This is a genomic window from Dermatophilus congolensis, from assembly GCF_900447215.1.
GTDB lineage: Bacteria > Actinomycetota > Actinomycetes > Actinomycetales > Dermatophilaceae > Dermatophilus > Dermatophilus congolensis_A.
Window position 1 is genome coordinate 542,510 of the sequence record NZ_UFYA01000001.1, and the last position, 12,252, is coordinate 554,761.

The following is a 12,252-nucleotide window of genomic DNA, read 5'->3' on the forward strand; positions in this document are numbered from 1 at the left end:
CGCAGCCTGCGAAGAAGCGACGTCAGCGGGTTCCTACTGGACCAGCGCCGGATCCTGCGGTGCAGAAACTACGTATTCGTTATGCGAAGCGGGGGCGGCTGCGGTTTACTTCTACCCGTGATTTTCAGCGTGCGCTGGAGCGGGCTTTGCGTCGTGCAGCGATCCCGGTGGCGTATTCGGCTGGATTCCATCCGCACCAGAAAATTTCGTATACGAATGCAGCTCCGACAGGTACCGCGAGTGAGGCTGAGTATGTCGAGATTTCGGTGACTCGCCGGTTGGATCCGCAGGCCGTTTGTGAAGCTTTGGATGCTGCTTTGCCGGATGGGTATGGGGTAGTTGAGGTGGTTGAGGGTGTTGGTGGCTCGTTGGCTGAGTTGATGGAGGGGTCATTGTGGCGTGTGGAGTTTGGTGAGGTTTCTCAGGAGGAGCACGCCGAGTTGGATCGGGCGGTAGCTGCGTATCTGAGTTTGGAGAAGGCTGAGATCACGCGGGTGTTGAAGAAGGGGCCACGCACTTATGACACTCGCGAGGCGGTGTTGTCGATGCACTCGGTATCGGAGTCGGCTCCGTGTGCGATACTGGAAATGGTAGTGCGGCATACCACGCCCGCCGTACGCCCCGAAGATGTTCTTGCTGCGATGCGAGCAGCCGTAGATTTGAATGTTGCGCGTCCAGTTAAGGCGACGCGCTTGGCCCAAGGCCCGCTCGAGCTCGCAGCCGCAGCGGTGGCCGATCCATTCGCTGCCGGAACTGCTTCGGCTACTCCGTGAGGTGACGCGTGACCGCGAGCCCGTGGGGTTGGAGATCAGACTTTTAGTGGATCGGATACACCGGTTCCATAGGCGCTGACGAACATTGGCGCGCGCGGTGCAGAGGTTATGGGCGTGGTCGCCGTTGGCGTGCTGCGGGAAGGAATGCCAGATGGCTTCCGATGAAAAAAACACATCACATGCGCAGTTGGATGAAGTTATGGCTGTCTCTGGTGGATCGGCTGCAGCACCTGTGGGTGCAAGTTTTGGGTTGATTTTTCAGGCTCCCGATCCGACTGCCGTGACGACGGTGCGTCGTCGTGTGCGTTCTGAGCGGGTGGAGGTGAACGAGTCCTCGGCTGATGAAGTTGAGGAGCCGCAGCCGCGTGAGGGTAGTGATGACGGCGAGGACGAACGGGAATCTCGTGGTGCGCGGCGTAGTCGTCGCGGGCGTCGGGGTGGGCGTGGGGCTCGTCACCGCAGTGATCATGAAGGGGATGTGGAGCTGGAGGCTCCACAGGAAGATGTTGTTGATGGCGATCTGCAGGCAGATGTCGCTGAGGCTGAAGAGCGGCAGGATGGCGCTGATGAGTCTGAGCCCAGTGAGAGCCGCACCCGTCGACGTCGTCGGGGTGGGCGTGGACGGCGCCGTTCGTTGGGGGAGGATAACGAAGATGCGGTGAAGTCTGTTGACGAGGAATCTTCGTCGACAGATGAGGACACTGATGACTCTTCGAGTGATTCTTATTCGGACGGCGATGAGTATGAGGGTGGTGAGGATGAGGAAGGCCGTTCTAGCCGTCGGCGTACCCGGCGTCGTCGCCGTGCAGGGTCTTCGGTAGAGGCTCAAGAGGATGTGCCTGGTGTAACGACTCGTGTGCGTGAGTCGCGTAAGAGCCGTGATGAGGCGACTGGGATTAAGGGTTCAACCCGCCTGGAGGCGAAGCGGCAGCGGCGTCGGGATGGTCGTGAGGCTGGTCGGCGCCGCACGATCATCACGGAGGCGCAGTTTTTGGCGCGTCGTGAAAGTGTCGAACGGGTTATGGCGATCCGTGAGATTGATAATCGGATTGAGATCGGTGTGCTTGAGGATGGTGTGCTAGTTGAGCACTATCTCTCTGGCGCTGATGGCAGTGCTGGTGGTAGCTCTGGCGCAAGCAGCGTGGGTAACGTCTACTTGGGTCGTGTTCAGAATGTGTTGCCGTCGATGGAGGCAGCGTTCGTTGATATCGGTAAGAACCGTAATGGTGTGCTGTATGCCGGTGAAGTGAATTGGGATGCTGCTGGTCTTGAGGGTGGTAGTCAGCGACGTATCGAGAATGCTCTTTCGCCGGGGCAGAACGTGCTGGTGCAGGTGACCAAGGACCCGATTGGTCATAAGGGTGCTCGTTTGACGAGTCAGGTTTCGTTGCCTGGACGGTTCCTTGTGTATGTGCCGGATGGCTCTATGACGGGGATTTCTCGTAAGTTGCCAGACACAGAGCGTGCGCGGTTGAAGTCGCTGTTGAAAAAGATCGTGCCTGAGGACGCTGGCGTGATCGTGCGGACTGCTGCCGAAGGCGCCAGCGAGGAGGAATTGACCGCTGATGTGAAGCGTCTTGCGCGTCAGTGGGAAACAATCCAGAAGAAAGCGGCGAGTGGTCATGGGCCGGTGCTCTTGCACGGGGAGCCGGGGCTGACTGTCCGAGTTGTTCGTGACATCTTCAACGAGGACTTCTCGAAGCTTGTTGTTTCGGGAAGTAACGCGTGGGCGACGGTGAGTGAGTATGTGGAGTCGGTTGCTCCTGATCTGCGTGATCGTGTGACCCAGTGGACTGAGAAAGCAGATCTTTTTACGACTTACCGCATTGATGAGCAGCTGGCTAAGGCGATGGACCGTAAGGTCTGGCTGCCCAGCGGCGGTTCGTTGATTATTGACCGCACTGAGGCGATGACGGTCATCGACGTGAACACGGGCAAGTTTGTTGGTGCAGGCGGAAACCTGGAAGAAACCGTCACTAAAAACAACTTGGAAGCGGCTGAGGAGATCGTTAATCAGCTGCGTTTGCGCGATATCGGCGGCATCATTGTGGTCGACTTCATTGACATGGTGTTGGAGTCCAACCGTGAGCTGGTGGTTCGTCGCCTGGTTGAGTGCCTTGGGCGTGACCGGACTAAGCACCAGGTTGCTGAGGTGACCTCGCTTGGTTTGGTGCAGATGACGCGTAAGCGAGTCGGCGCCGGGCTGATTGAGGTGTTCTCTGAGACGTGTGAGCATTGTCATGGGCGTGGAATCATCGTTCGGAATACACCTAAGTTGCCTTCAGGTGAGCCTGATGGTGAGGGGCGTAAGGCACGTAAAGGTCGTAAAGGTAAGAATGCCGAAGCGCCTGAGCCTAAGCCGCAGGAAGTTGAGCTGGTCGAAGAAGTTATTGAGCCGGTCGAAGAGGTTCTAGAAGAGTCTGGTGAGGAGCGCCGCGGCGTTTCCGCTGCTGCTATGGCGAAGGTAGCGGCTGCGCTCAAGAGCGTTCCGGACCAGGTGGCAGCTGAGGGCGAGGCGCCTGAGCCAGTAAAGAAGCGGACTCGCCGTGCAGGTCGTCGTGCTGCAGGAGCGCCGCGCACCGCTGTGGGTGAGGCGGTGACTGCCATTGTTGCGACGGAGCCGGAGGTTGTTTCGCCTGTTGAGTCTGCCGAAGCAAAGGTCGAAGAGGCAGCAGCGCAAGTAGTGGCTTCGGAGGCGGAAGCGGTTAAACCGGAAGTTACTAAGAAGCGGACTCGCCGTGCGGGGCGTCGTGCTGCGAGCGCGCCATCGGGAGCCGCAGATAGTAGCGGTATGGGGCTGATGACTGTGCAGGAAGCTGCTGTGGTGGATGCTGCGCCGTTAACTCAGCTCGCAATGGTTGCATCTGTCGTGTCGGATGAGCCTGCTGAGGTTGAGGTATCTGTTGCTGAAGAGGCTGTTGCTCCGAAGAAGCGGACTCGCCGTGCGGGGCGTCGTGCTGCAGGAGCGCCTGCAGGTCCTCCGGCTGCTACGGGTGAAGTTGCTGCCGGTGGAGAAAGTAGCACCGCTGAGTGATCGTGTGCGTTTGGGTGACTTCCCAGCGCACGGTACAGTGATATGTCGTGCGTCCACCGTGACTCGTGCCATTCGGGCGACGGGCCGGTAGCAAGCGGCGCAGCAACCCCAGAAAGTGAGTGTGTTTACGTGTACGCGATTGTTCGCGCCGGTGGCCGCCAGGAGAAGGTGGCAGTTGGCGACAAGCTCCTGGTCGACAAGATTGATGCCGAGCCCGGTTCTAACATCGAACTCACTCCGGTGTTGCTCGTTGACGGTGACAAGGTGACTGCAGGCGCCGAAAAGCTCGGTAAAGCCACTGTTACCGCTGAGATCGTGAAAGCCGCGAAGGGCCCCAAGATCTCCATCGTTAAGTACAAGAACAAGACGGGTTACCGCAAGCGTCAGGGCCACCGTCAGCCCCTCACGCAGATCAAGATCACCGCGATCAACGCCTGATTTTTCGTCGTCGTAAGAGAGGTTTGACATGGCACACAAGAAGGGTGCATCCAGCTCCAAAAACGGTCGTGACTCGAACGCGCAGCGCCTTGGTGTGAAGCGTTTTGGTGGTCAGCTGGTCAACGCTGGTGAGATCATCGTCCGTCAGCGTGGCACGCACTTCCACCCTGGCGTGAACGTCGGCCGTGGCGGCGATGACACGCTGTTCGCCCTCTCCGCTGGTGCGGTTGAGTTCGGCACCAAGCGTGGCCGCAAGGTCGTTAGCATTGTGGAGCCCGTCGCTGCTGAGTGACGCCCCATCGAGTTTGTTATAAAAACGAGCCAGTCATGACTGACTGGCTCGTTTTTATAACGTGTGAATATTTACTGGGTACTTCTGATGAGTCACCGCTTGGAGGGGCATTTCTTTGCTGCAAGCCACTGACGTGCTGCCTCATCAGCTGATTCATTCTCGCTGTGCTCATCTGGTTGGAGGGGCTTCTCGGCTAGGTTGTTACCAAAGCGGTCGAGATAAAGATTTTTCGTGAGTGTCAATGTGGCGCCGTCGTAGAGTCGTGGCGTGACACTTCCTGAAGTGTGGCCAGCTGTTGGCGTCCCGAAAGTTCTCACGTGGGGCAGCCCACGAAGAGCTGTGACTACTGCTTCACCGCTGGCGGATGTTTGTTCTCCGTGAAGTACTGCTATGGGCGCATGTGTTCGTTTGATTCGATCACCAACAGAGATGACTGTGCCTGCGACACCTGCGCCGTCGGAGTGTGTTGTTACTTCTACGCGGGCATCTTCTCGAGTGGCGAAAATGACGGAGACTCCGTTCGGTATGAGTGCAGTTATCCCTGACAGTAGGGGGTACATGTTTTTTCCTGAGTTGTTCCGCACATCGACGATGTATCCGCATGTGCTCGGGGCGGCTTGGTCGATTCCGTCAGCGATAACTCGTGCGTAGCGTGCTTGGGACTCTGCGTCCACCATGCCGAGGGAAGGCATCGTCACTGTAGTGACGGAAGGGTGCTTGGCTGTTGCGCCCGCGGCAGGTGCAACGGTGGGGGTGTGGAACACAGGCGCAGGTAATGACTGAGCAGGGGGTGCGGGTATCAGTTGGGAGTTTTTCCCACCAGCTATTTTTGCAGCTTTGGCTAGTACTGGGTGAAGGTCATCGTATGAATTAGCTGTACTGATTGCTTCTTCTACCTCGGCGCGCATCTGTTCCCATGCTGGTCCTGATGCGTATACCCCTTCGTCGAGAATATTGAGAGCTATCTGGCCGTAACGCTGCATCGATGGCGGCATGATGTAAAGGCCAAAGATAGGGCCAAAGGTATATGTCGCAGATATGCCACCGACAGTCACACCTGTGACGACAAGAAAGCCTGTGATAAAACGAGTCAAGAATGCACGTTTGCCAGGCTCGGTGGAGTCTTTTACGGCCATAGGGCAACTCTGACTGACAACGGGATGTAACGTCATCGTTCTTCGGTATGTCGGTGGTCTCAGAAAAGTACGACTACGGTCGTATCTTTCACAGTCATGGGGGTAGCTGCGAGGTTCCTCGAAAAGAACACGGCCTGGCAGCACAGGTGTGAGCTGGATTTACCACCTATTCGCGCGCATGTGATGATGGGGATCATGCCTGCATTCGTCGATCGCTGCGTCCTTCATGTCACCGCCGGTAATGGTGGTCACGGATGCGTTTCTGTTCACCGTGAAAAGTTCAAGCCCCTCGGTGGCCCTGACGGCGGCAATGGAGGTCATGGCGGTGATGTCATTTTCCGTGTGGATCATCAGCTGACCACTTTGCTTGAATACCACCACAGCCCACATCGCAAAGCGAGTAACGGACGTCCGGGGGAAGGTGATGAGCGTAATGGTGCGCGCGGTGAGGACCTCATCCTTCCTGTTCCAGATGGCACTGTGATTTCTACCCGTGATGGACAGGTCTTGGCCGATCTTGTTGGCGAGGGGACGGAGTTCACCATCGTTGAGGGCGGACATGGTGGTCTGGGGAACAAAGCTCTTGCCTCCACGAAACGTAAGGCGCCTGGCTTTGCTCTGATGGGAGAACCCGGTGAAGAGGCGGAAGTTGTTCTCGAGCTTAAAACTCTGGCTGATGTCGCGCTGATCGGGTACCCCTCGGCCGGTAAATCTTCTTTGGTTTCTGTGATGAGCGCCGCGAAACCAAAAATTGCGGACTATCCGTTCACCACGCTCGTGCCGAATCTTGGCGTTGTCACTGCGGGGAGTGCCCGCTACACCGTCGCCGACGTTCCTGGCCTGATCCCGGGTGCGCATGAAGGCCGGGGGCTTGGATTGGAGTTCTTACGGCATGTTGAGCGATGCCATGTGCTTGTGCATGTCATTGACTGCGCAACCCTTGAAGCGGATCGCGACCCGATGAGTGACCTCGATGTTATCGAGCATGAATTAGCGGAGTATGTTCCCGAGTCCACGCTGGGGGGGCGCCCTCTTTCGGACCGCACCCGCATCGTCGTGCTCAACAAAGCTGACGTGCCGGAAGCTAAAGAGCTGGCTGAATTCGTCAAACCTGACTTGGAAGCACGTGGTCTAGAGGTGCATGTCATTTCGGCGGTGGCGCGTACTGGGCTGAAAGAGCTTTCTTTCTCGCTTGCTAAACATGTTGCTCAAGCCCGTGCTCGTGTTGCTTCTGAGCAAGAAGAACAACCTCGTCGTCGAATTACGATTCGGCCGAAGGCTGTGGATGAGACCGGCTTCGAAGTGCGCCGTGAAATGGAGTCTACGGGCCCGGTGTACCGCGTTATCGGAGATAAAACCACGCGGTGGGTGCGGCAGACTGACTTCGCAAATGATGAGGCTGTTGGGTTCCTCGCAGACAGGCTTGCCAAAGCTGGCGTGGAGGACGCCTTGGTTAAGGCAGGTGCAGTGGCAGGGGACACCGTTTATATCGGCCCAGAAGACAGTGCTGTGGTGTTTGATTGGCAACCGTCGATTACTGCTGGTGCTGAGTTGCTTGGTCCTCGTGGAACGGACCTGCGACTTGAGGACATGCATCGCCCCACTCGCGCTGAGAAACGCAAGGCTTATGACGAGCGCAGAGCATCGCGGGCTGCTGCACGGGCGCAGTTTGATGAGGAGCGTCGTGCTGGGTTGTGGACGGACCCTTCTCACGATGAGTGAGTGAACGATGGTGTGGTTCTCTTTCTTCGAAGAAAGAGAACCACACCATCGTTGTGCACATCTTCCCTGGTCAGATGGCCAGAACGGTTTTACTTTGATCGTTCTTAAATACACGCTGTCATGCTGTACAGGGGAGTCATGTTGATTATCGATGTGCGTTTGCCGCAACCGGTGACTCCGCCTGTGCCTGCTGTGGTTAAAGCGGACGCTTCTGCTACATCTACAAGCGCTGAGCGTTTTCCGGTGATTCATCGGGGCGAGCGCCGTGTCCGTCGTTCTAGCGCCCCCGATACGTCTCTTCTTAGTGCTGCTGATATCGAATTGATTCACGTGGTGACGGGAGAGCGGTTGTACGGTACGGGAATCGTTAATGGGGAGGATCTTCAACCGTTCAGTTTGCAACTAGTTCTTGATCGGCATGACGGTGTTCTTCCTCGGGGGGTTGAAGTGAGCGTGTCTTACCTTCATCGTCGTGGGAAAGCACTACTTCGCAGTGGCCACTTGAACCCTTACTCCGGTGCTGAGCTGACTCGAGCTGAGCGGTATCTTGCTTCGCGACACTCTGGTGGCGTGGACGTCTCCCTTTAGCGGTGGGGCCAGCTCGCGATACTGGTCCGTTTCATCTGAACGTATTGGTGTTGGGCTGTTCTTCAGACTGAACACAATAAGTGTGCGATGGGGAAGACCACATGTGCTTCTCGGGGCGGATGTGGATACGGTTTCCTCATGAGTCAACAGATCGTCCGCGCGCACGTGCGAGACATCGCGAAGGTTAAGCCTCTGTGGAAGCAGATGGTCAGCGAATACGCGACTATTTCTGGTGGGAAATGGCGCGTGCTTGAGCCTCATGAGGCGTGGCAGCTGCGTTTTCAGGAGTATTTGGCCTGGATCAACGATGCCAGCGGTTTAGTTTTTATCGCGATTGACCAGACTCCTGACGAGAACGGAAACGTTGAGGATAAGGCAGTAGGGTACGCCGCTATACGTTTTGTCTCGCCAGACTCGACCTTCGATATGGGTGAAACACGAGGTGAGCTGGAATCTCTCGTAGTTTTACCTGACTATCGTGGGCGCGGTATCGCATCAGATCTTCTCTCTGCGTGTCGGAAAGAGCTGATGCGGCGTGAAATTTCTTACTGGACTACGAGCACTCTCACTGACAACGCTGCCACCATTCACCTCTTCCAAAAGAACGGTTTTAAGCCTTTTCTCTTGCGTATGGGGCAGCGTCTTGAAGATGACTGAGCTGTGTATCGAAAATTAGTCGGCTGTGTGGCCGCGCCTGTATGTCAAAAATTCATGGTTGCGCAGTGGCCTGATGAAGGTGAGAAAGCCACGGTAGAACACGGACTGGGAGTGGAGTTTCTCGATGCTTGTTGTAGGCGCCTCCAGGATGAAGCGTTAGCGGATTGAGCCCGAGTGCTTCTTTGGTGTTCGAGTGGGTCGTGTTCGATTCCCGTCGCTTCCCCGATGCGTGGCAGGATCGGCAGTATGGAAGGTTCCGAAGTACGTAAGCTCGCAGCTCTCGAAGACAACCACTGGTGGTACAGGGAGCGTCGTCACATCCTCAAGAAGCTTCTCGAGGGGCGTACCCCTGGTCGCGCTCTTGATGTTGGCGCAGCCGGTGGGGGTAACACACGCGTGCTGCGGGACATGGGGTGGCAGGTCTCTCCGCTGGAGTATGGCCCTGAAGGCGCGGAAGTGGCAAAGGAACGTGGACTAGCTGTCATGCGCGCTGACGCCATGCAGCTTCCGCTATCGGATGCCAGCCTTGATCTCGTTACTGCTTTTGATGTGCTTGAGCACCTCGAAGAAGATGATCGCTGTGTCAAAGAGGTGGCACGCGTACTCAAACCGGGTGGAGCTTTCCTGGTAGCTGTTCCAGCGGATCCGAAACTGTGGAGCTCTCACGACGTAGCTGTGTCTCACCTTCGCCGATACACCCGCGAGACTCTCACCCAGGTTCTGGACCAGCCAGGCTTCCGTTTGGAGTGGATGAAGTCGTGGATGGTTTTGCTTCGACCAGCTGTTGCTCTTCGCCGCTCTTCATCGAGCGGCAGCGACCTACAGCCGATGAACCCCATCGTCAATGCCGGGCTTTCTGCTGTGGTCGCTGCCGAGCGTTACTTGCCGGTTTCCTCGCTTCCGGGAGTGAGCTTGTTTGCTGAGGTGCGTCGTACCGCCTGACGGGCTTCGGCGTCGATCATTTGTGTGCGGGGGGTATCCGGTTGGGCGCCCTCCGCAGCTTCACCAGAAGCGGTCACGAGCGCAGGCTCGGTGGCCGTTTCTTCGTATGCGCGGGTGAAAGCGGTGACAGGCGCTACTGCTGGTTTCTCTGCGGCGGATTCGTTTTCGGTTGTGGTGGCAGCATCAGGTGTGGTGAGTGAGGCTGGTGTTTCTGGTGCCGTTGCTTTTGCGGTTGCTGAAGGCGTATCGGCTTTACGGGACATGGGAATTTCGCCGGTGGCAGGGACGTCAAGGTCGGCGAGTTCGGTGAGGAAATCGCGGTCACCGCTGGTGTCGTGGTGGGTGGGTTCGTTTTCTCCGATGTTTTCGTGGCTGATGAGGTCGGTGTCATGGGCGACGAAGTAGGTTGGGCGGCCTTGCATCATGCTGTACATGCGGCCGACGTATTCACCAAGGATGCCGACGCAGATCAGCTGTGCGCCGCCAACAGCTGAGACCGCCATAACGGTAGATGTCCATCCGGCTACAGCGCGGTCGGTCAGTGAAGAGATGAGAGCGTAGAAGAAAATGAGTACAGCGCCGACAAATCCGAGTACGCCGAACCATGTTGCTAGGCGCAGCGGCGCCATGGAGCCAGCAGTGAGGCTGTCAACAGACAGGGCGATCATTTTACTGAGGGGATATTTTGATTCCCCTGCGGCGCGTTCTTCACGTTTGTAGTAGACCTCGCCTGATGGGAATCCGAGTTGGGGCACAACCAGGCGTAGCACGCGGTGGTGTTCGGGAAGAGCGTTGACAGCATCGACGGTGGCACGCGACATGAGACGGAAGTCGCCGGCATTGGCGGGGGCGTCAGTTTTTGATAGGTGCCGCAGGGTGGCGTAGAAGGCTTGGGCAGTGCCGCGTTTAAAGGCGGTGTCGGTGCTGCGGTCGCTGCGGATGCCGTAGACAACGTCGAGTTTCTTCTGTTGTGCTAGCTCGAGCATTTCCGCGATGGTTTCGGGTGGATCTTGCAGGTCTGCGTCGATGGTGACGACGTAGTCGCCGTGTGCGCGAGCTAGACCAGCGGAGATGGCGGCCTGGTGGCCGGAGTTCGCGCGAAGGCGGATGATGCGAAATTGCGGCCAAGATCGTCGCAAACGGGCCATGACCAGTGCAGATTTGTCCTTACTGCCGTCGTCGACCGCGACGACCTCGTAGGTCTGGCCAAGGCCGTCGAGTACGGGACGGAGCCGCTCCACCATGAGAGGGAGGACTTCCTCTTCGTTGTAGACGGGGATAACGACGGACAACACGGGATGCATGCCCCATACCCTATGCATCATCAGCTTCGTGCACTGTTAGTGGTGAGGTGGGCGTGGTGGGTTGTGAGGTGGTTGGGTGTTGTGTCTTGCTAGAGGTGCTGCGCGGGCAGCGAGCACGGGTACGCTGGATCACATGTCCACTCACGTTTTTAGTCTTGCGGCTCACGCGCCTCACGTCGTGAATCATTTGCCAATGCCTGCTTGGGTTTTCGGTGCGATTGCTTTGGCTGTAGGTGTCCTTTTGCTTGTTTTTACGTGGATGTTCCGTCACTCGGCGCAGGCCATGATTGAGGGGCGGGATATCCATGGCGGTGCTAGCCATGGTCATGTATCTCAGGAGCATGGATCCGCCGAGGCTGGGGGATCCCACTGACGCACAGGGTAGGCGTGATGGGGGGAACGTTTGATCCGATCCATCATGGCCATCTTGTTGCGGCAAGTGAGGTTCAACACCGTTTTGGTTTGGATGAGGTGGTGTTCGTTCCTACTGGGCACCCGTGGCAGAAAAGCGGTCGGAAAGTTTCGCCTGCTGAGCACAGGTATCTCATGACGGTGATTGCGACCGCTTCAAACCCCCGTTTTACTGTCAGCCGCGTCGATATTGATCGACCAGGGTTGACGTACACGATCGATACGTTGCGGGATTTACATGAAGAGCGCCCGGAGTCGGAGCTGTTTTTTATCACGGGAGCGGATGCATTGAAACGCATTCTGTCCTGGAAAGATGTTGACGAATTGTGGTCGTTGGCTCATTTCGTGGGGGTGACCCGCCCCGGGCATGAGCTGACATCAGAGGGTTTGCCCAGTGAAGGGTTGAGCTTGGCGGAGATCCCAGCGATGGCGATTTCGTCGAGTGATTGCCGTGAGCGTGTCGCGGCGGGACAGCCGGTTTGGTATTTGGTGCCAGACGGGGTGGTCCAATACATCGCTAAACATTGTTTGTATCTAGATGGGCAGGAGACCCAGTGACGGTTGTCGCACCAATTAAGGAACTAGTCGATGTGGCTGCTTTAGCCGCTGATGAGAAAAACGCAGAAAACATCGTTGCGTTGGATGTGACTGGCCGATTCGCGCTGGCTGATGCATTTGTGCTCGTTTCCGCTGAATCTGAGCGCCAAGTGCAGGCGGTGGCTGAAAACATCCAAGACCGTCTGCGGGAAGTTGGTGCTAAGCCGATCCTTATGGAGGGGTTTGCTGGCGGGCGTTGGGTGCTCATGGACTTTGACGGAGTGATTGTGCATGTGCAACACACCGAAGAGCGTGAGTTTTATCAGTTAGAGCGTCTCTGGAAGGACAGCCCTGCGCTTGAGTTGCCGGAGTTTCCTACGGCTGCGCAGTTGTCGTGACGTGTAGGTCCAGGGGGTGC

Annotated in this window: 13 protein-coding genes; 11 read left to right on the plus strand and 2 right to left on the minus strand. The window is 57.1% G+C overall.

All coding sequences use genetic code 11. From position 1 onward, the window contains the following. Window positions 1-59 precede the first annotated feature (59 nt). The 4 genes from DXZ77_RS02310 (at window position 60) to rpmA (ending at window position 4,537) form a co-directional block, all read left to right on the plus strand. Complete coding sequence (locus tag DXZ77_RS02310; RefSeq protein ID WP_258553299.1) at window positions 60-773, plus strand: TIGR03936 family radical SAM-associated protein; 714 nt, start codon at window positions 60-62, stop codon at window positions 771-773. A 151-nt stretch (window positions 774-924) separates the two neighbouring features. Beyond that, complete coding sequence (locus tag DXZ77_RS02315; protein ID WP_115029631.1) at window positions 925-3,807, plus strand: Rne/Rng family ribonuclease; 2,883 nt, start codon at window positions 925-927, stop codon at window positions 3,805-3,807. 129 nt (window positions 3,808-3,936) lie between these two features. Next, the gene (rplU, locus tag DXZ77_RS02320; RefSeq protein ID WP_028326940.1) at window positions 3,937-4,245 is read left to right on the plus strand and encodes a 50S ribosomal protein L21; all 309 of its coding nucleotides are present in this window, start codon (window positions 3,937-3,939) and stop codon (window positions 4,243-4,245) included. Between the two features lie 28 nt (window positions 4,246-4,273). Beyond that, complete coding sequence (gene rpmA / locus DXZ77_RS02325) at window positions 4,274-4,537, plus strand: 50S ribosomal protein L27 (protein ID WP_028326939.1); 264 nt, start codon at window positions 4,274-4,276, stop codon at window positions 4,535-4,537. Window positions 4,538-4,629: 92 nt separating this feature from the next. On the opposite strand, the gene DXZ77_RS02330 is transcribed toward rpmA, so the two are convergent. Next, on the minus strand, window positions 4,630-5,673 hold the full coding sequence (locus tag DXZ77_RS02330; RefSeq protein ID WP_220181581.1) for a S41 family peptidase: 1,044 nt from the start codon (window positions 5,671-5,673) through the stop codon (window positions 4,630-4,632). 195 nt (window positions 5,674-5,868) lie between these two features. Here DXZ77_RS02330 and obgE point away from each other — a divergent pair, with 195 nt between their 5' ends. The 4 genes from obgE (at window position 5,869) to DXZ77_RS02345 (ending at window position 9,582) form a co-directional block, all read left to right on the plus strand. Further along, entirely contained in the window at window positions 5,869-7,395 is a 1,527-nt protein-coding gene (gene obgE / locus DXZ77_RS02335) for a GTPase ObgE (RefSeq protein ID WP_115032429.1), read from the plus strand. A 138-nt stretch (window positions 7,396-7,533) separates the two neighbouring features. Continuing rightward, window positions 7,534-7,983 carry a hypothetical protein gene (locus tag DXZ77_RS11655; RefSeq protein ID WP_147279163.1) on the plus strand — a complete coding sequence of 150 codons (450 nt, stop codon included), beginning with the start codon at window positions 7,534-7,536 and terminating at the stop codon, window positions 7,981-7,983. A gap of 138 nt (window positions 7,984-8,121) precedes the next feature. Then, window positions 8,122-8,640 carry a GNAT family N-acetyltransferase gene (locus tag DXZ77_RS02340; protein WP_115029633.1) on the plus strand — a complete coding sequence of 173 codons (519 nt, stop codon included), beginning with the start codon at window positions 8,122-8,124 and terminating at the stop codon, window positions 8,638-8,640. A gap of 246 nt (window positions 8,641-8,886) precedes the next feature. Next, window positions 8,887-9,582 carry a class I SAM-dependent methyltransferase gene (locus DXZ77_RS02345; RefSeq protein ID WP_115029634.1) on the plus strand — a complete coding sequence of 232 codons (696 nt, stop codon included), beginning with the start codon at window positions 8,887-8,889 and terminating at the stop codon, window positions 9,580-9,582. On the opposite strand, the gene DXZ77_RS02350 is transcribed toward DXZ77_RS02345, so the two are convergent. After that, entirely contained in the window at window positions 9,519-10,886 is a 1,368-nt protein-coding gene (locus tag DXZ77_RS02350; protein ID WP_115029635.1) for a glycosyltransferase family 2 protein, read from the minus strand. The genes DXZ77_RS02345 and DXZ77_RS02350 overlap by 64 nt on opposite strands. Before the next feature lie 193 nt (window positions 10,887-11,079). Between DXZ77_RS02350 and DXZ77_RS11660 the strand changes: the two genes are divergently transcribed. From DXZ77_RS11660 to rsfS, 3 genes are read left to right on the plus strand one after another with little or no spacing between them, the layout of a single operon-like run. Next, a complete protein-coding gene (locus tag DXZ77_RS11660) occupies window positions 11,080-11,259 on the plus strand; it encodes a hypothetical protein (protein ID WP_147279164.1) in 180 nt (59 codons plus the stop codon). Further along, window positions 11,250-11,855, plus strand: a complete 606-nt coding sequence (gene nadD / locus DXZ77_RS02360) for a nicotinate-nucleotide adenylyltransferase (RefSeq protein WP_258553300.1) — start codon at window positions 11,250-11,252, stop codon at window positions 11,853-11,855. Before DXZ77_RS11660 ends, nadD begins: the two co-directional genes overlap by 10 nt. Then, window positions 11,852-12,232 (plus strand): ribosome silencing factor, encoded by a 381-nt coding sequence (gene rsfS / locus DXZ77_RS02365; protein ID WP_115029638.1) that lies wholly within the window; start codon window positions 11,852-11,854, stop codon window positions 12,230-12,232. The genes nadD and rsfS overlap by 4 nt, the downstream gene beginning before the upstream one ends. The last annotated feature ends 20 nt before the right edge of the window (window positions 12,233-12,252 follow it).